We start from the raw sequence: 15,506 nt of genomic DNA on the forward strand, positions 1-15,506 counted from the left end.
AACACTATGTCAACGCTGACTTATTTAGAAGATAGTGTGCGCGATTCTGTCAGCCTGGCGCAGGACAGATTAAACATATTGCAGGCAGCAAAAATACGGCTGCAGCAGTCGATGAATGAACCGGTTACCCGGGAGCAACATCAGCAGTTCACCTTATTGCTGGAGGCAGTCATTCAGGCTGAAGATATCATCAGGGTGATCGTATATCGCTATCACAATCAACCGGTAAAACCAGATGATGAAAACCAATATTGATGCTGAACTAAAAAGAATGGAGCGGGAATATTCCCGGCTGTGCCGGTTCTATTCAGACTTCAGGAGGCTGAAGCTGGCAGCAGCTGAACTCAGGGACCGGGCTGCAACTGACCCTGCTGCCGCGAAAAAGCGTAACGACCTGCAGGCTCTGATACCTCTGGGGGCTGAAGAGGTGGGACGCCGGGCTGAGCGGGATATTCAGGTGTTGAACGCAGCCCTGAAGCAACTGCAATCGCGACTTAAACATATTGTTAGCAACCAAACCAATAATACTGCTGAGGTGAAAATATGAGCGGAAACCTGTCAGTAAATCATCGTATTAATTTTAATACCCCGGGCTTCACAACGCCGGATATTACATTGGGTACAGGCGATAATAATACCGTTGCGGATAACCCGGATAGTAATAATCCTTTCGCCTACGCCTTATCGGTCCTCGATAATTTGCAATCGGTTTTACAAAAAATAGCTAATGCACTTTTTGCCAGGATAAATACCAGCGCCGATCGTGCGCGCAATACTCAGGATATGGCTAACCGAATGGATGAAGTTATTGCCGACGCTGCAAAAGGTGATGATAAAACCCGTAAACCGGTACCTGATGACGTCATCAGGTATATGCACGATAACGGCATTCTCGTCGATGGTATGACGATTGATGACTACATCAGTAAGCATCGGGATACAGATGGCCTCGATAAGGGATCGCTGCAGGCGATCAAAGCGGCTCTCGATAACAGCGCGAATCGCGATACCGACCTGATGACGCGTGAACAACTCAAAATTCAGAAAATATCTCAGGAGATCAATGCCGTTATCACTCAGACAGCCGGAGCAAACAATAAACTGGGTGACTTACTCAGCATGATTGCGCAGAAGATGTACTGATGATGAAAACGGATGCCTGTGAGTCAGACATCGTGCTGCGGTTTTTTCAGCAGGGCGGCGCGTTGCGGATGCTTTTTGCTGCGGATATCAGTGCTGATTTGGATGTTTTGCAGCGTTATGCACGGCAATTGGCAAATGCAGGGGAGTACGGTGCAGCGGCCCGGATCTTTAAGATACTGACCATCTGTGATGCGTGGTCTTTTGAATATTGGTTTGAACTGGGAGGCTGTTGCCGGGCGGGGGCTGCCTGGAGTGATGCCATTTATGCTTACGGGCGTGCCGCAAAAATAAGAGTATCGGAGGCGCAGGTGCCCTGCGCCGCAGGGGAGTGTTATCTCGCCTGCGGTAATCTGCCGATGGCGGCCAAAGCCTTTCGTGCCGCGCTGCTGGTATGTGGTGCGGAGCATCAGGGAGATAACCATGAAAACAGGGAAGTGGCGGATATACGCCGGCGCGCGCGTGCCGGCCTGAGCAAAACAGGAGAAGATAATGAACCGGATGCAAATTAACGGTACCCCGTTCGCCGGTGATGTGTTTTTCCGCCGGCCTCTCACCGCCCGGGTTCAGCCTGCCCGGATAGCCTGCGGGGCATTAGGTGAGCATTTTTGTGCACCGGCGCAATTTGCTGACGAAGATGAGGGCGTAAAACACCGGGGATATGTCAGTCAGCAGGAGGCAGATAAGGCATTACGCAAGCTTATGGGCATTCAGTCTGAAGGTGACGGTACACGATGTGCTACGGTGCGCGATGTGCTGGAAATGGATCCCATAATGTTATCCATAATGATGACACAGTTAGTGCTGAAAGCTTGCGGGGATAACGCCGATGCCTTATGCAGGCAGCTCGAACATGTGACTGAGGTTCAGGCTGTACTGCGTGATAAACAGGTTGCGGAATACCAGGAGCAAATCAATAAAGCGGTTGAACAGGCCGAGCAGGTGCGTAAAGCCGGGATCGTCAACGCGGTTTTTGACTGGATAATCGGCGGCGCTGAGGCCGTGATCGGTGTACTGAAGATGGTTGAAGGTATTTTAACGGCTGATCCGCTGGCGATTACCGATGGTGCAGCGTATTTCTCGGCCGGGATGGCCGGCATGGTTAAAGCGGGCGCAGAGACCGCGGAGGCGCTCGGGGCTGATAAGTCGGTTTGCGATGACATCATCAATGCAGCAGGGACAGGGCAAATGGTCTGTGAAGGAGTAGCGCTGACGCTGGATCTTTTTCAGATCGGTCGCGGTATCAGCGCCGTCCGCGCTATCACCAAAGCCACTGAAGAGGTTCTGGATACGGGCGCAGGTAAAGCGCTCACCGATGCCATTGTCAAAGGTACAGAGAGTGAGCTGAAGACACTGGCAGAGAAAGCCGGGCAGGAAGTCAGCCGGATGGTAAGTAAAGACGCCGGCATGGCGCTTGAGTGCGGGATGGCTGAGGTGGGTGAGATAGCGGCAGAAACTGCCGCTCATGAGCTGGAGGCTGAATCGGACATGGTACGCAGCATCAGTAAAAGTTTTACCCGCAAAGGTGTCGGGACGCTGGTGGAAACCGCTATCGAAGGTGCCGGTAAGGATCTGCTGAAAAAAAGTGAAGAGGTGGTGGCGAAAAAACTTCGCACTGCCATTTTAAAAAATCTGCGCTGGAGCATAGTGAAAACGGTTGTTATTGATTGCACGCGTAATCCTATGTTTTTAATTAGAAGTATTACTAATATTACCAGTGGTGCGAATAAAATTTCGGCATCTGCTATGGCCCTCGCCAGTGCAAAACTGCAAAGAGATATTGATCACCTGATGGTACAGCAGGGCTATATCGATTTTATGCAGAACTGGACAGAAGACCGAAAGAATACGCAGCAAAAGCGGCTCAATGAAACGTATCAGAATGGCGTAAACACGCTGAGAATTGGCTCAGAAATTATTGATAACAATGGCACAGTGCTGGCAAATATTGCCGGACAACGGGCCTGAGGAGGAGGTATGTGCAGAGTGGTTTTTTCTGAAAATTACGTTGTATCTCATGATGTTAATTTAGATATTGAGAAGGTCGGGAGCCCCGTAAACCAGCCGTTATCTGTTAATGGCAGCGCTGACGTTCAGGGCAGCAGCAAAGGAATGCCGGATGTGAATGATTTTCTTGCTATGTTTGATGAGATTTTTAGCAGGCTGCTGCTGCTTATGAAGCAACTGCGCGACACACTGCAGCTCTATAACCAAAAGAAACAGGAGCTGAGCTGGGGACTTGAAGTCAACACCCTGAAGCAAAGTGTTAAAGCCATTAACGATAGCTTTGATGCCACTGCGTGGAGCGCGGCTGGCGGCATTCTTTCCGGGGGGCTGATGTGCGCCGGAGCAGGTGTGGCGGCCTTTCGCGGCGAGGCCTGGATGATGGTAGGTAATGCTGCGGGGCAAATAGTCAACGGTATTGGTACCTGCTTTTCCGGAGCAAAAAACCGCAGCGCGGAGCAGGAGAAAGCCATTGCCGAGCTGCAGAACAAAGGGGCGCAGTCATATGCCAAAACGCTGGACGACACGTTGATGAAGGGCCGTGAATTCTGGCAGCAAGCGATGGATAGGTTCAGCAACTACATCGAGGCAAGTAACCAGATGCTGCGCGCGCTTTTTCGCTATTAAATGCCGGAGGATATCGTATGGATGAAATAGCGCGATTGCTGTGTAAAGAGGGACTGATTCCGTGCGCTGCCGGTCTGCCCGGCTGCGGATTGCTGCTCGGGGAGCAGGTGGAGTGGTATCCCTACCGTCTCGTTTATCGCGCCGATAAAGATACGTTGATCCTGTGCAGTCTTCATCGCGTGCCGGACAGCCAGCCGTTGCCTTCATCGCTGATGGCGCTCCGGAGGATCCTCCGGAGCCTGTTTCAGCAGGTCCCGTGGCTGCGTGCCGTCAGAATGCTGGTGATAACCGCGGTATGGGATCGCCGGCTGGCGATACAGCGCCATAAACTGGTGCGGTTGTTGTACAGGCTGGGAGCGGTCAGGGTATTTCACAACGGCGAGAGCTGGCTGGAAATAACCGCCGGTACACTGCGTAACCATGGAAAGCAACGTTCATCCCGCTATTGAAGAGCTGGAGAAGAATATGGAACCGACATCTTTTGAGCAGACGCTGTGGGACGATCCGGTTATCAAAAAAGCGCTGGCGCTTTCTCCGGATGACGTTTATGCCGACGGTTATGCCGCCTGGCAGCAGCAGGATTATGACTGTGCGCTGGTGAATTTTTCTTGGCTGGTGATGATTCAGCCCTGGAGCTGGCGGGCGCATATTGCGCTTGCCGGCGTGCTGATGATGCAAAAGGAATATGTGCAGGCGATGAACTACTACGGCTGCGCACTGATGCTGGACGCCTGCCATCCCGAGCCGGTGTATCAGATAGCCGTATGTCTGAAAGCGATGGGTGAATTGTCTGAAGCCAGAGTCGCGCTGCAGACAGCGCTGACGATGAGCTACGAAGATCCTTCTTACAGTACCGTGCGCGCCAGTGCAGAACAGATGCTGAGTCAGCTTCTAGCATAGCGTGACCGGATGAACCGATGGAGAATAGCCATGTCAAGAGTAACCAATTATTCCCGTCTGCCTTCACTGACAAAGGCTTACAGTAAGGATCACGGGGGCAGAGATGCTGAAATTACCCCTCCGGTATTGCTTCCGCCCGGTGCGGTGCTGCCGGTTCCCGCTATGTCGCTGAGTAAGGAAAACCTGCTGAAGCGACAGGCTTATAACGGGTATCTTAATCAGCATCTGGTGCGTTTTGCCGCGTCCGGTTCCGCTTTCCTGGTATCGTTAGTCGCTTCGGCAATCTCCGGCGGCGCCGGGATCCCTCTTGCCGTTGTGACCGGTACCGCCATGATTATTGCGGCAGGGGATGCCTGTTGTGCGCTGTATAACCTGATTCAGGTGAGAAATGATCGCGAACCGCTGAAAACAGGAAATGATTCTATTGTGCTGGCGACAAAGAAACTGATGACGTCCTTCGGTATGAGCGACTCACATGCGGAAGTCACAGGTGATATCGCTTCTTTCACACTTCGCGTTGGCATCTCAGCCTCCCTTCTCTTTTTACCCTTTGCGCATCTGCCGGAAAGCGCCGACTTTGCGCTCTCCTGTACTTCGTCGGCTATCTCGGTGTGGCTCATCATTCTGGGTGGCGGGATTAACACATACACCGCACGGATTGAGCGGATGTTGGGTAATCTTGTGGTATCAGCCACTCCGGTGCCCGCCACCGGAGATGATGATGAGATCGACAGACTCAGTCAGGAAAAAATCCAGAGGATGGTTAAGCAGCTGGTCGCCGCCTATGAATATTCCCGGGCAGAGCTGAACGCCCCCGCAGGCAGTCCGGCATGATAGATGCAGATATCACGCGCACCGGCCATGAAGTGGTGGTCAGTGCAGAGATGCAACAAATAATAAAGGAGATGGTTGCAGGGCTGTCGGTTCCGGTTTTGCCCGCCCCCCTGCATGATGCAGGTCATAAGGAGGCGAAAGATACCTGCAGGCAGGGGCAGAAGAGGATGCTCGCCAGACTGACTGAACGGGCGGCAGGCATAATTCCCGCGGAGCTTTTTAGCTGGCAGAGTGTTGTGCTGGGAGGACAGCTTTTTTGCTGTGGTGCGGCGATAGCGCTGGCGGTAGCCGGCGGTGGCGCGGTATCACTGCTGCTGTTCGCCGGGATTGGCCTGTCCATCGCCATTGCTGATATCGCCTGTCTGATTTATCAGCGCAAACATACCTTGCCGATGGGGCACGACAGTATCGCTAACGCGGTGTATTTCATTGCTCACCGTTTTTATGATGTGAATAAGAGCAAAAATATCGGCGAAAGCGTGTCGTTTGGGGCACGTGCGCTGCTCACGGCGGCGGTCATGGGGCAGCCGTTTATGATGACTTCTGTCGGCCTGAGCTACCCGTACTTTCGTCTGATGGACAATGCCACCCGGGGCGCACTGGTATTTTTGCGCTACGGGGCTGCAGGCTGTCCCGTAACAGGGCAGCGGGCGAGCGTCCCTTTTTTTCGCTTACTGAATCGTCTGTTTCCGCCAGCGGACAATCCTGCAGAATCTGTTGTTACTTTCAGGTCATCACCTGATAGGTAACCGCGCCGCAGCGGTCATAATTAACTGTGTAACAACTCATATAACCGGAGGCAGCAATGAATGTTGAGCAACTTGTTGACAACTTATCGCGCCTGGCACATCAGGCCGGACAGGCGATTGAGGACAAAATGAACGCACAGGACATCTCTAATCCGGAAGCCATGCTCAAAGCCCAGTTTGCCGTACAGCAGTACTCCACTTTTATTAACTATGAGAGTGCGATGCTCAAAACCATCAAAGATATGCTCAGTGGCATTATCGCCAAAATATGATGCTGACAGAGAAGGAGAGGCAACTGGTGGTAGAAGCGGCCTTTGCCGGGATAAACCATGGTCTGCAACGACAAGTCCGGGGCATTCTGCCGGTGCTGCCGTTGCTGGTTGAGGATACGAGCCTGCAGGCGCTGTGCCGCGCAGTGCTGCTGGCCGGTCTGAATGAATCCGTTCAGGCGCACCGGGCGCTTGCAGACGTTGCCCCTCCGGAGGCTGAAGCTGTAAAAACCTGGCTTAAAAAAGCTTAACAGGAGTAACTGATGAGTGTGATTAACAGTGTAACCGCGGTAAACGCCGCCACGATGAGCGCTGCGCCACCGGCAACTGCCGTGTCTGCGCCGGATAACGGGCAGATTGCCGCTTTCAATAATTTACTGTTTGCCGGTACGCCGCAGGGGAATGCGGGCAGTCTGACCCCCTCTCAGATGCTTGTGCAACAGGCCACAATACTCGGGACGACCGTGAGCGTGGACCTGGGCGCTAAGGTGGCGGGTGCGGTTTCCCAGTCGGTTAATAAACTGGCCAATATGACATGAAGTATTCGCGTCTGGCTGTGGTCATCGGATTGGTGTTGCTGTTGGCGGGTTGCCGCGTGGAGCTCTACAGCGAACTGCACGAGGAGGATGCGAATCAGATGCTGGCGATCCTCATGCAGCACCATATCGATGCCGATAAGCAGCCCGGAACCGGGGGCGTTACGCTGCGGGTGGAACAATCGCAGTTTATCAATGCCGTTGAACTGCTGCGCCTGAATGGTTTCCCCCGGCGCAGCTACGTTTCCGCTGAAACCATGTTTCCCCCGAATCAGCTGGTGGTATCACCCGCTGAGGAGCAGCAAAAAATTGTTTTCCTCAACGAGCAGAGAATTGAGCGGATGCTGAGTCAGATGGACGGCGTCATCCACGCCGGTGTGACCATTGCCTATGACAGTGCAAACGATGACAGGTCCGCCGGATCGGCTTCTGTGGCGGTATTTATCAAGTATTCACCCCAGATTAACCTTGAAATGTTCCGGGTGCAGATAAGCAACCTGGTTGAAAAATCGATCCCCGGTGTGCAGAAAGAAAATATCAGCATTCTGATGCAGCCGGCCGAATTTCGTATGCAAAGTGCGGATAACGCACCGGCAGAAACTCAGTGGAGGACAATCGCATGGATAAACCGGCACCGATGGATCCTGGTACCTTCGTTTCTGGTGGCAGTGCTGCTGTTGATTTCCCTGATGCTGATAGTCTGGCGCAAAAAAATATAGTCTGCCGCAGACCTGATGAAGCCCTGCTGCGGATGCACCGTTATCTCCGGACACCCGCGCGTTATGCTCATCCCCGCTGGCTGACACTGCTTGGTTTTATGTCTGAAGCGACATGGTGCTACGGGGCTAACCCTCCGCTCGACCGTTGTCTGAACAGAGCATTGCGGGCACGAAGAGGGACACCGCCTCTGCCCGTCATGCTCAGCCCCCGGCAGCAGCGGATGGTTCAGCTTGCACCCCGCCTTCAGGCCTTTGCACTGGCTGCGGGGTTGCTGGTGCTGGACTGCAACGACTATTTTCTGCTGCCGGACTACCGGCGGAAGTTATTGCATTTGCTTGATGACGGGCTTATCCGGCAACTGTTCGGACTTTGCCGGGGCCGCAACCGTGCTCTGCTTTCACCGGCACAATTGGCGGAAGTTGCATTGCAGCTGGGGACTGCCGTACTCAGCCGCGCCGGGCGGGGCGATCCCGTACTGCATGCGCTGCTGATTACGCTTGCACCCTGCGAACGTGCGTTATGGATGCCGGTACCGGCACCGGCGATGAATTTTCTGGAGCGAACGTTATGTACCGGGTTCCGCTGATTGAACTGACCGTACCACTGCCGGCAGGACGGATTATCCCGGCAGGAGAGCTGACGGAGTTACTGCAACAGGCCGCTGGTGTGCGCCATGCGGATCTTGAGGCAAAAGGGATTATCAATGCGGCCCGGCGTAAAGCAGAGAGGATCCTGCAGGAAGCGAAGAAAAACTGCCGCGAAACGGAAGCCTCCCGGCGTCGTGAGTTCCGCGCATGGCAACGCGATACGCTCAGGCGTCTGGAAGCCCGCTGGCTGCGAAAGCACGTCATCCGCCTGGTGCGTGATGAAGCCCTGGAACAGGCATTGGTCAGCGCGGTATCGGACAGGATCCATCACTGTATTGAACAGGTATTGAGCGCATGGTTCGGGCAGCAGCCTCCGGATAAAACGCTGTGCGCCCGGCTCGCTTTACAGGCAGAACAGATGGCGGGTGAAGGGGTTTTAACCCTGCAGTGCCATCCTGATCTTCAGCAGAGTATAAAGGAGGCGTTCGGCTCACGCTTTGTGCTGCTCGCGGCACCTGAGCTTCCCCCGGATAGCGTGGTTTTGGCATCGTCACAGCTGTCGGTGACATTTTCGCCCGAAGGCCATTTTCAGCAATTGCTGCAGTGGCTGCGTCCGTCTGGTGCTGATACAGGGGATGAAAATGAAAGCCTCTGAGATAGCTGCGCTGCAGAACCATGACGCCGGTCCCCGGGAACCGGGGGGAGTGAAAGACGCGCCATCGCCGATGGCGCAGGCGCTCATTGAGCTTGAAGAAACGTTAGGATGTGCGCTGACAGAAACGCTCGAGGATATGGGCATGTCGCTGAGCGGACAGCTCAAAGATTTTCAGCGGGCAGAATGCAGGGACAGGCAGAAACAACGACTGGACGCTTTGTTACGGATGGTACAGCGGATGCAGGAGCAGGCAGGCGGTATACCTGCTCAGCTGACACAATATTCGGATTCGCTCCCCGGTCAGCAGCTGTTAGGTATTGCGGCGTTACTGCTCGCTGAAAAAGCAGACAGAAAAAAACGTAAAGCACTCAGCGACAAACTTGCTGAACTGATGAGTCAGCAGGGCTGGGAGATATCACTGTTTGGCATGCTGGAACTGGGGCAGGTGAGTAAAGGCACGCTGGCGCAAATCAATCGTTTATTCCAGCAGGCAATGGATGAAGAGGTTGCCTCACTGGCTGCATGGTTTCAGCGCATTATGGACTGGCCGGATCGCCGGCGGCGGGTGAAAGTGTTGCTGCGCATGATGGTGTTTGAGCTTTCTGCCTGCGTTGCCGGCTCTCAGCAGCAACGGCTGGCGGCGGTACTGGTACGCTTACGCCGCGTATTGTTGTTTTTAGGGCTTGAACAGGAGTGTCTGCGAATCGAATCCGTGTGCGGGATGACTCAGGGAACGCTGCTTCCGTTGCTTGTTGAGATGACGAATGAAAGCTGGTTATTTGATGAATGGCTCGCGCCGCGTCTGGCGCAGTGTACTGCATCTGTGCGTTTATACAACCGGCTTTTGCAACATCTGGATGGGTTGTTCTCGCTGATGCCCGAACCCTGTTTTAACGATGAGGATCAGCGTGAACAAATTCTCGGCGTACTGCGCAGTATGAAGGGAGATGGGGTTATCACCTGATTACCTGTGTGTGTCTTATCTGGAACTCTGTAGCTCTACGCAAGCGGGAGGTTGTATGGAGTTAGACAGGGTGACAGAGCTTAATATTTTGCTGTTTATACAGTTAGCCGGACTTCCGGTGCGGCAGGCCACCGCCGGCATGTACTGGCAGGGTGAGAAATTTCAAACCTGGATTAGCTGGCAAAATGACCGGATCCACATCAGCCAGTGTATGCCGCTGGCCCCCTTTGATGACAACCTGCTGCCGCTGGCTCTCCGGCGCTGGCAGCCTGCTGATTTTGCCGGTATTCCGCAGCGTATTTTTCAGCTGCGCGGCGGGCTGGCGATGAGTTGTTGTCCTGCAGCCGATAGCACGGCGGAACTGTGGCTGCGGGTACATCGCTGCCAGCAGGCTTTTCTGGAGTCGCTATGCAAATCTCAATGATAAAAAGCAGGGGTATACAGGGCCTGCAAAAAGTGCTTGCTGTTTGCGCCGGGCGTCAGGACATCATTCTGGCAGTGGTGATGCTGATTGCTATCGTCATGATGATCCTGCCGTTGCCGGTATTCATGGTGGATATACTGATCGCCGTTAATATCGCTTTTTCGATTATTTTGCTGCTGATTGCCATCTATATTAATGATCCGCTGGATCTGTCGGTTTTCCCTTCTTTGCTGCTGATTACCACGTTGTACCGTCTGTCATTGACCATCAGCACCTCACGGCTGGTTTTGCTGCAGCATGATGCAGGCAATATTGTGGACGCGTTCGGTCACTTTGTGGTGGGGGGGAACCTGACAGTAGGGCTGGTTATTTTTACGATAATCACCATTATTCAGTTTATCGTTATTACTAAAGGAACCGAGCGCGTGGCTGAAGTCAGTGCCCGCTTCTCGCTTGACGGGATGCCCGGAAAGCAGATGAGTATTGACGGCGATATGCGGGCCGGGGTGATTGATGCTGTTCAGGCACAGCAGTTACGTCAGCAGGTTCAGCAGGAGAGCCGCTTTCTTGGCGCTATGGATGGTGCCATGAAGTTTGTTAAAGGCGATGCAATCGCCGGCATCATTGTGATTCTGGTCAATATTATCGGCGGCATCATTATCGCGGTAGTACAGTACGGTATGCCGCTGAGTGATGCCATACAAACATACAGCGTGTTGTCTGTTGGTGACGGGCTGTGCGGACAGATCCCTTCGCTGCTTATCTCGCTGAGCGCCGGTATCATTGTTACCCGTGTTCCCGGGGAGAAGAAACAGAACCTTGCCAGTGAATTAACCACTCAGCTTGGCCGGCAGCCGCAGGCACTGATGCTTACGGCGGCTATCCTGACTTTATTCGCTCTGATTCCCGGTTTTCCCTTTCTGGACTTTTTTATCCCGGCGATGTTCACCGCACTGCCGTTCTTTTTATTCCGGCGTCGTGCCGGGCATTCACAACACGATGTATCGCCGGGAGGGGAGATGAGCGAAGACCGGATGCAGCCGGGAGCCAGGCCGTTAACGCTGTGCGTGATGCCATCGCTTATCAGCGATACGCTGGCCCGGGATATTGATGCCTTACGCCGGATGCTTTTCGAAGAGTACGGTGTGCCGCTGCCGGAAATCACGATCATGGCGGATCACGGGGACGGCGTGCAGGGGATGTCGGTACTGCTTTACCAGGAGCCGGTTTTTTCATTATCCATTCCCGGGAACGCGTGTCTGCTGCCGGAGCCGGGTAACTATCCGGGCTGCGAAGTACAGCAATTGCCTGACGGAATGGGAAGCATCGGCTGGCTGGATCCGGCGGCTGAGAAAAAAGCGCAGGCCATGGGGCTCACGGTTGCCGGGGGAAATCAACGTATCACAGCATTACTGCGTCAGGTATTGCTGCGTCACATGGCCGAGTTTATCGGGGTGCAGGAGGCGCGTTATCTGATGGATGCTATGGAGAAACGCTATTCGGAGCTGGTTAAAGAGCTTCAGCGGCAACTGCCGATAAGCAAGATTACGGAAACACTCCAAAGGTTAGTGGCGGAAGGTATCTCGATCCGCGATTTACGTGCAGTTTTTGGCGCCCTGATTGAATGGGCGCCGCGTGAAAAAGATGTACTGATGCTGACCGAATATGTGCGCATGGCGCTGCGCCGGCATATTTTGCACAGACTGCAACCGGATGGCGGGGCACTGCGCGTACTGCGGGTGGGAGAGGGGATCGAAAACCTGATACGTGAGTCTGTCCGTCAGACCTCGGTGGGGACCTATGCGGCGCTGAGCCCCGGACAGAGTGCGCGTATTCTGAGTTTAATTCAGGAGGCACTGGATGAGCACGGTGATCTGAACATTGTCATCTCCGTTGATGCGCGCCGCTTTCTGCGCAAAATAACGGAAACGAGACTATTTCATGTTCCCGTGCTCTCCTGGCAGGAGTTGGGGGAAAACTGTACGGTGCAGGTTGTGCATAGTATCGACTTTATGCAACAGGAGTTTGCCGATGACGAAGATTAACGCAGAAATGCTGACCGCCCTCGAAAAATCACTGACACCGCTGCGGGATGTACCACAAGGTTATCTCAGGACCGGCCGGTTACTGCACGTTGGTGCAACGCTGATCAAAGCTTACCTGCCGGGGGTTTTTATGGGGGAGGTGTGTTGTCTGCTGCCGGAAGGCGGGCTGGCGGAAGTCGTGGGTATCGACGGTTCAACAGTGCAGCTTTCACCCTTTGCCAGTACGGCTGGTCTGCATTACGGGCAGCAGGTGCGTTCCCTGGGACGGCGGCATCGTGTTCCGGTCGGGGAGGATCTCTTAGGGCGGGTACTGGACGGTATGGGATTGCCTCTTGATGACGGCCCTGCTCCGCAGGGTCCCTGGCGGGATTACGATGCGCCGCCGCCGTCGGCGCTGCTGCGCCGGATGATTGATAAACCGATGTTTACCGGGATCCGTGCCATTGACGGTCTTCTGACGTGTGGTGAAGGACAGCGTGTGGGGATTTTTGCCGCAGCGGGAGTAGGGAAAAGTACGCTGATGTCGATGCTGTGCCGCAGCCCTGACAGCGACATTAACGTATTGGTGCTCATCGGTGAACGTGGCCGGGAAGTCCGTGAGTTCATTGAGAAAACGCTGGAGGAAGAGACCCGGCGGCGCTGCGTGATAGTGGTTTCAACATCTGACCGGCCCGCGCTTGAGCGTATGAGGGCGTTGTCGGTGGCGACCACGATCGCCGAAGCGTTTCGCGATCGCGGTAAGAGAGTCATGTTGTTTGCCGATTCGTTAACCCGCTTTGCCCGCGCCGCCCGTGAAATAGCGCTCGCCGGTGGTGAGGTTGCGGTTTCCGGCAGTTATCCGCCGGGCGTTTTTGCGGCATTACCGAGGCTGCTCGAACGGGCGGGCAGAAGCACTCTTGGCAGTATCACTGCATTTTACACCGTACTGGTGGAAAGCGACGATATGAACGAACCGCTGGCAGATGAAGTGAGGTCGTTACTCGATGGCCATATCGTTCTTTCCCGCCGCCTGGCGGAAGCGGCTCACTTTCCTGCTATTGACATCTTAGCCAGCATAAGCCGGCTGATGACGATGGTGGCCGGCGGTGAACATCAGATGCTGGCGAACGCAATCCGGACGTTGTTATCGACGTATCGTGATGTGGAGCTTCTGGTGCGGGTCGGTGAGTTTGTACGGGGAGAAGACGACCTGGCCGACCTTGCGGTAGACCGTTATGCCGCTATCTGTCACTTCCTTCAACAACAGAGTAATGAACCATGCGATCGCGACGAACTGCTGGCACAAATGCGTTATCTGACAGACACCTGATGCTGAATTGTTTACTCAGGATAAAAGATCGCCGCGAGGAGCGGCTGCGGCGGCAAATGAAGGAACTGGATCAGCAGCGACAGCAAACGGAGCTGCTGGATTTTCAGTATCAGAGCGGTCGTCACGATCTGATGCAAAAGCTCAATCAACTGCTTCTCTGGTCCGGTACATTGTCTGCGGGCGAACTGATGGAACAGAAACAGATTATGCATGATTTATTTCATGAGGAATACGATCTGGCGCAGCAGCAGCAGCAGCTTGCGGACGAGCAAGAACGGTTGCGGGAGAAAATCAGCGGGTTGCAGCAGATGCTGGTGAGCGTGATGAAAAAAAAAGAAAAACTGAGGAGTCTGCTGAGCAATGAACGTTAACCGGACAGAAGGTTGTCTCTGGCATAACCTGTTGCCTGAACAGGAGAAACGACAATCAACGAAAACCACCGGATTTATTCAGCTGATGGCTCAGGTGGCGGAAATGCCTGAGGGCAGCGCGGGAAAAGCGGTGCTAAGGCAAAAAAAACAACGCTACCGGCTGGAGGGAGGCTCTGCGGCGGGACTTATTTGCGAAATTGAAATGCGGGAAGGTATCACCCTGCTGAAAGTTCTGGTGCCCCGGCGTGACTTATACTGCAGGCTGAAGGACTTTTTCACCTGGCTGAATGCCGGGCTGCTGGAGATCGGGCACAACGTTACGCTGGAGGTAGAGTATGATGCAGATCTCTGCTGAAGAAAGCAGCCTTGCCGGGATAGTACAAACAGAAGGGATGGCGTTTGGCGCACTGCATGTTGCGGCTCAGTGCTGGACCGGCAGCCCGGCGGGGCGATTGTTTTCAGTCACAGCAGAAGATACCCCGTGCGGCATCTGGTTAGCTGAAAGTGACTGGCAGCAGTGGTGTGAAGGAACTCTCGGTACCGCGTCAGATCAGGAGGCCGACCCCTGTCTGCTGGCGGGTATTGCGGAATGGGGGTTGTCGCCGCTGTTGCAGGCAAGCGGTGCGACATTACACAACCTGCCGGGAACGCCCGGACATTGCAGCATGCTCAGTCAGTATATTGCGGTCGTGTTTGCCTGGCAGGTTGACGGCTATACGTTCCGCTGTGTGCTGTTTGGCTGGCCCGCCACCTGGTTCCGGACCCTTGCTGAGCAGATAAGCCCCTGTATCCGGCCGGTACGTTTATTACCACCGGTGGCGTCCGCCTGTTATGCCGGGTGGTGTCAGGTATCGGTACATGAGATGAAGAGTATCGGTCCCGGGACCGGGTTGCGGATGAATCCTTTTGGCCATCTGCGGGAGGGGGAGTTGGTTGTACTGCCGGTAACGGGAAGTGCGGTACGTATCCGGATAGAGGAGGGAGGAGAAGTGAAAACTGAAGCGCTGATCAATGATATGGAAAGCCTGTTAGCGGAGGACTGCGATCGCGCAGGTACGGCCCCGCCTTTATCGTATCATCTTGATGCCCTGCCACAAAAGCTGCTGGTAGAGGCTGGACAAATTGATATCGATCTTGGCCGGTTGCGGACGCTGCGTGAAGGTGATCTTATTGCGACCGGTGCCAGGCTCTCACCCGACGTGACGTTAAGGCTGAATGGCTGCGTGATAGGTCAGGGAGAACTGATAGCCTGCGGGGACAGTTTTCTGGTGCGAATCACCCAATGGTTTGTGCATCCGTCTGATGATGTGAATACGAATGAGGATACGGTTAACACCTGATGGAGGGTGGGTCATGGTACGGCTATAACTAT

At 54.3% G+C, this 15,506-nt stretch carries 23 protein-coding genes; all 23 read left to right on the forward strand.

Features of this window, described 5'->3' with window-relative positions:
- Positions 1–6 precede the first annotated feature (6 nt).
- The 23 genes from N7387_RS05910 to N7387_RS06020 are packed head-to-tail and all read left to right on the forward strand — an operon-like array spanning position 7 to position 15,474.
- On the forward strand, positions 7–255 hold the full coding sequence (locus N7387_RS05910) for an EscE/YscE/SsaE family type III secretion system needle protein co-chaperone (protein WP_279797656.1): 249 nt from the start codon (positions 7–9) through the stop codon (positions 253–255).
- Entirely contained in the window at positions 236–547 is a 312-nt protein-coding gene (locus tag N7387_RS05915; protein ID WP_279797659.1) for a hypothetical protein, read from the forward strand. The genes N7387_RS05910 and N7387_RS05915 overlap by 20 nt, the downstream gene beginning before the upstream one ends.
- Positions 544–1,143 (forward strand): secretion protein, encoded by a 600-nt coding sequence (locus tag N7387_RS05920; RefSeq protein WP_279797660.1) that lies wholly within the window; start codon positions 544–546, stop codon positions 1,141–1,143. The genes N7387_RS05915 and N7387_RS05920 overlap by 4 nt, the downstream gene beginning before the upstream one ends.
- On the forward strand, positions 1,143–1,652 hold the full coding sequence (gene sscA / locus N7387_RS05925; protein ID WP_279797661.1) for a CesD/SycD/LcrH family type III secretion system chaperone SscA: 510 nt from the start codon (positions 1,143–1,145) through the stop codon (positions 1,650–1,652). Before N7387_RS05920 ends, sscA begins: the two co-directional genes overlap by 1 nt.
- Entirely contained in the window at positions 1,633–3,108 is a 1,476-nt protein-coding gene (gene sctE / locus N7387_RS05930; RefSeq protein WP_279797663.1) for a type III secretion system translocon subunit SctE, read from the forward strand. The genes sscA and sctE overlap by 20 nt, the downstream gene beginning before the upstream one ends.
- Before the next feature lie 9 nt (positions 3,109–3,117).
- Positions 3,118–3,771, forward strand: coding sequence for a type III secretion system effector protein (locus N7387_RS05935; RefSeq protein ID WP_279797664.1), 654 nt, complete (start codon positions 3,118–3,120; stop codon positions 3,769–3,771).
- Positions 3,772–3,788: 17 nt separating this feature from the next.
- Complete coding sequence (locus N7387_RS05940) at positions 3,789–4,220, forward strand: secreted effector protein (protein ID WP_279797665.1); 432 nt, start codon at positions 3,789–3,791, stop codon at positions 4,218–4,220.
- A gap of 16 nt (positions 4,221–4,236) precedes the next feature.
- A complete protein-coding gene (locus N7387_RS05945; RefSeq protein ID WP_279797666.1) occupies positions 4,237–4,671 on the forward strand; it encodes a SycD/LcrH family type III secretion system chaperone in 435 nt (144 codons plus the stop codon).
- A gap of 30 nt (positions 4,672–4,701) precedes the next feature.
- Positions 4,702–5,505 (forward strand): hypothetical protein, encoded by an 804-nt coding sequence (locus N7387_RS05950; protein ID WP_279797667.1) that lies wholly within the window; start codon positions 4,702–4,704, stop codon positions 5,503–5,505.
- Positions 5,502–6,254, forward strand: coding sequence for a pathogenicity island 2 effector protein SseG (locus N7387_RS05955; RefSeq protein WP_279797669.1), 753 nt, complete (start codon positions 5,502–5,504; stop codon positions 6,252–6,254). The genes N7387_RS05950 and N7387_RS05955 overlap by 4 nt, the downstream gene beginning before the upstream one ends.
- Before the next feature lie 56 nt (positions 6,255–6,310).
- A complete protein-coding gene (gene sctF / locus N7387_RS05960; RefSeq protein ID WP_262860302.1) occupies positions 6,311–6,526 on the forward strand; it encodes a type III secretion system needle filament subunit SctF in 216 nt (71 codons plus the stop codon).
- A 26-nt stretch (positions 6,527–6,552) separates the two neighbouring features.
- Complete coding sequence (locus N7387_RS05965; RefSeq protein ID WP_279797674.1) at positions 6,553–6,774, forward strand: EscG/YscG/SsaH family type III secretion system needle protein co-chaperone; 222 nt, start codon at positions 6,553–6,555, stop codon at positions 6,772–6,774.
- Positions 6,775–6,786: 12 nt separating this feature from the next.
- A complete protein-coding gene (gene sctI / locus N7387_RS05970) occupies positions 6,787–7,062 on the forward strand; it encodes a type III secretion system inner rod subunit SctI (RefSeq protein WP_262860300.1) in 276 nt (91 codons plus the stop codon).
- A complete protein-coding gene (gene ssaJ / locus N7387_RS05975) occupies positions 7,059–7,778 on the forward strand; it encodes an EscJ/YscJ/HrcJ family type III secretion inner membrane ring protein SsaJ (RefSeq protein WP_262882167.1) in 720 nt (239 codons plus the stop codon). The genes sctI and ssaJ overlap by 4 nt, the downstream gene beginning before the upstream one ends.
- Before the next feature lie 32 nt (positions 7,779–7,810).
- Positions 7,811–8,365: a type III secretion system domain-containing protein gene (locus tag N7387_RS05980; protein WP_279797677.1), complete on the forward strand. Its 555-nt coding sequence runs from the start codon at positions 7,811–7,813 to the stop codon at positions 8,363–8,365.
- Positions 8,347–9,021 (forward strand): type III secretion system stator protein SctL, encoded by a 675-nt coding sequence (gene sctL / locus N7387_RS05985; protein ID WP_279797681.1) that lies wholly within the window; start codon positions 8,347–8,349, stop codon positions 9,019–9,021. The genes N7387_RS05980 and sctL overlap by 19 nt, the downstream gene beginning before the upstream one ends.
- A complete protein-coding gene (locus N7387_RS05990) occupies positions 9,008–9,985 on the forward strand; it encodes a TyeA family type III secretion system gatekeeper subunit (RefSeq protein ID WP_279797683.1) in 978 nt (325 codons plus the stop codon). Before sctL ends, N7387_RS05990 begins: the two co-directional genes overlap by 14 nt.
- A gap of 55 nt (positions 9,986–10,040) precedes the next feature.
- A complete protein-coding gene (locus N7387_RS05995) occupies positions 10,041–10,409 on the forward strand; it encodes a type III secretion system protein SsaM (protein ID WP_262882171.1) in 369 nt (122 codons plus the stop codon).
- Positions 10,409–12,454 carry an EscV/YscV/HrcV family type III secretion system export apparatus protein gene (locus N7387_RS06000; protein WP_279797721.1) on the forward strand — a complete coding sequence of 682 codons (2,046 nt, stop codon included), beginning with the start codon at positions 10,409–10,411 and terminating at the stop codon, positions 12,452–12,454. The genes N7387_RS05995 and N7387_RS06000 overlap by 1 nt, the downstream gene beginning before the upstream one ends.
- A 7-nt stretch (positions 12,455–12,461) precedes the next feature.
- Entirely contained in the window at positions 12,462–13,763 is a 1,302-nt protein-coding gene (locus N7387_RS06005) for an EscN/YscN/HrcN family type III secretion system ATPase (RefSeq protein WP_262860351.1), read from the forward strand.
- A gap of 56 nt (positions 13,764–13,819) precedes the next feature.
- A complete protein-coding gene (locus N7387_RS06010; protein ID WP_279797685.1) occupies positions 13,820–14,134 on the forward strand; it encodes a hypothetical protein in 315 nt (104 codons plus the stop codon).
- Positions 14,124–14,489 (forward strand): Secretion system apparatus protein ssaP, encoded by a 366-nt coding sequence (locus N7387_RS06015; protein WP_279797687.1) that lies wholly within the window; start codon positions 14,124–14,126, stop codon positions 14,487–14,489. The genes N7387_RS06010 and N7387_RS06015 overlap by 11 nt, the downstream gene beginning before the upstream one ends.
- On the forward strand, positions 14,470–15,474 hold the full coding sequence (locus N7387_RS06020; RefSeq protein WP_274370881.1) for a YscQ/HrcQ family type III secretion apparatus protein: 1,005 nt from the start codon (positions 14,470–14,472) through the stop codon (positions 15,472–15,474). Before N7387_RS06015 ends, N7387_RS06020 begins: the two co-directional genes overlap by 20 nt.
- Positions 15,475–15,506 lie beyond the last annotated feature (32 nt).

Origin of the sequence: Morganella sp. GD04133 (assembly GCF_029835375.1) — a bacterium.
In the GTDB taxonomy this organism is placed as follows: Bacteria; Pseudomonadota; Gammaproteobacteria; order Enterobacterales; family Enterobacteriaceae; genus Morganella; species Morganella morganii_B.

Excerpts from the sequence above, each read along its gene's own strand:
- N7387_RS06020 (WP_274370881.1), top strand. The coding sequence starts at position 14,470 with ATGATGCAGATCTCTGCTGAAGAAAGCAGCCTTGCCGGGATAGTACAA.
- N7387_RS05915 (WP_279797659.1), top strand. The coding sequence starts at position 236 with ATGATGAAAACCAATATTGATGCTGAACTAAAAAGAATGGAGCGGGAA.
- sscA (WP_279797661.1), top strand. The coding sequence starts at position 1,143 with ATGATGAAAACGGATGCCTGTGAGTCAGACATCGTGCTGCGGTTTTTT.
- N7387_RS06015 (WP_279797687.1), top strand. The coding sequence starts at position 14,124 with ATGAACGTTAACCGGACAGAAGGTTGTCTCTGGCATAACCTGTTGCCT.
- ssaJ (WP_262882167.1), top strand. The coding sequence starts at position 7,059 with ATGAAGTATTCGCGTCTGGCTGTGGTCATCGGATTGGTGTTGCTGTTG.
- N7387_RS05945 (WP_279797666.1), top strand. The coding sequence starts at position 4,237 with ATGGAACCGACATCTTTTGAGCAGACGCTGTGGGACGATCCGGTTATC.
- N7387_RS05980 (WP_279797677.1), top strand. The coding sequence starts at position 7,811 with ATGCACCGTTATCTCCGGACACCCGCGCGTTATGCTCATCCCCGCTGG.
- N7387_RS05995 (WP_262882171.1), top strand. The coding sequence starts at position 10,041 with ATGGAGTTAGACAGGGTGACAGAGCTTAATATTTTGCTGTTTATACAG.
- N7387_RS06010 (WP_279797685.1), top strand. The coding sequence starts at position 13,820 with ATGAAGGAACTGGATCAGCAGCGACAGCAAACGGAGCTGCTGGATTTT.
- N7387_RS05910 (WP_279797656.1), top strand. The coding sequence starts at position 7 with ATGTCAACGCTGACTTATTTAGAAGATAGTGTGCGCGATTCTGTCAGC.
- sctI (WP_262860300.1), top strand. The coding sequence starts at position 6,787 with ATGAGTGTGATTAACAGTGTAACCGCGGTAAACGCCGCCACGATGAGC.
- N7387_RS05920 (WP_279797660.1), top strand. The coding sequence starts at position 544 with ATGAGCGGAAACCTGTCAGTAAATCATCGTATTAATTTTAATACCCCG.
- N7387_RS06005 (WP_262860351.1), top strand. The coding sequence starts at position 12,462 with ATGCTGACCGCCCTCGAAAAATCACTGACACCGCTGCGGGATGTACCA.
- sctF (WP_262860302.1), top strand. The coding sequence starts at position 6,311 with ATGAATGTTGAGCAACTTGTTGACAACTTATCGCGCCTGGCACATCAG.
- sctL (WP_279797681.1), top strand. The coding sequence starts at position 8,347 with ATGTACCGGGTTCCGCTGATTGAACTGACCGTACCACTGCCGGCAGGA.
- N7387_RS05990 (WP_279797683.1), top strand. The coding sequence starts at position 9,008 with ATGAAAGCCTCTGAGATAGCTGCGCTGCAGAACCATGACGCCGGTCCC.
- N7387_RS05935 (WP_279797664.1), top strand. The coding sequence starts at position 3,118 with ATGTGCAGAGTGGTTTTTTCTGAAAATTACGTTGTATCTCATGATGTT.
- sctE (WP_279797663.1), top strand. The coding sequence starts at position 1,633 with ATGAACCGGATGCAAATTAACGGTACCCCGTTCGCCGGTGATGTGTTT.
- N7387_RS05955 (WP_279797669.1), top strand. The coding sequence starts at position 5,502 with ATGATAGATGCAGATATCACGCGCACCGGCCATGAAGTGGTGGTCAGT.
- N7387_RS05950 (WP_279797667.1), top strand. The coding sequence starts at position 4,702 with ATGTCAAGAGTAACCAATTATTCCCGTCTGCCTTCACTGACAAAGGCT.
- N7387_RS05940 (WP_279797665.1), top strand. The coding sequence starts at position 3,789 with ATGGATGAAATAGCGCGATTGCTGTGTAAAGAGGGACTGATTCCGTGC.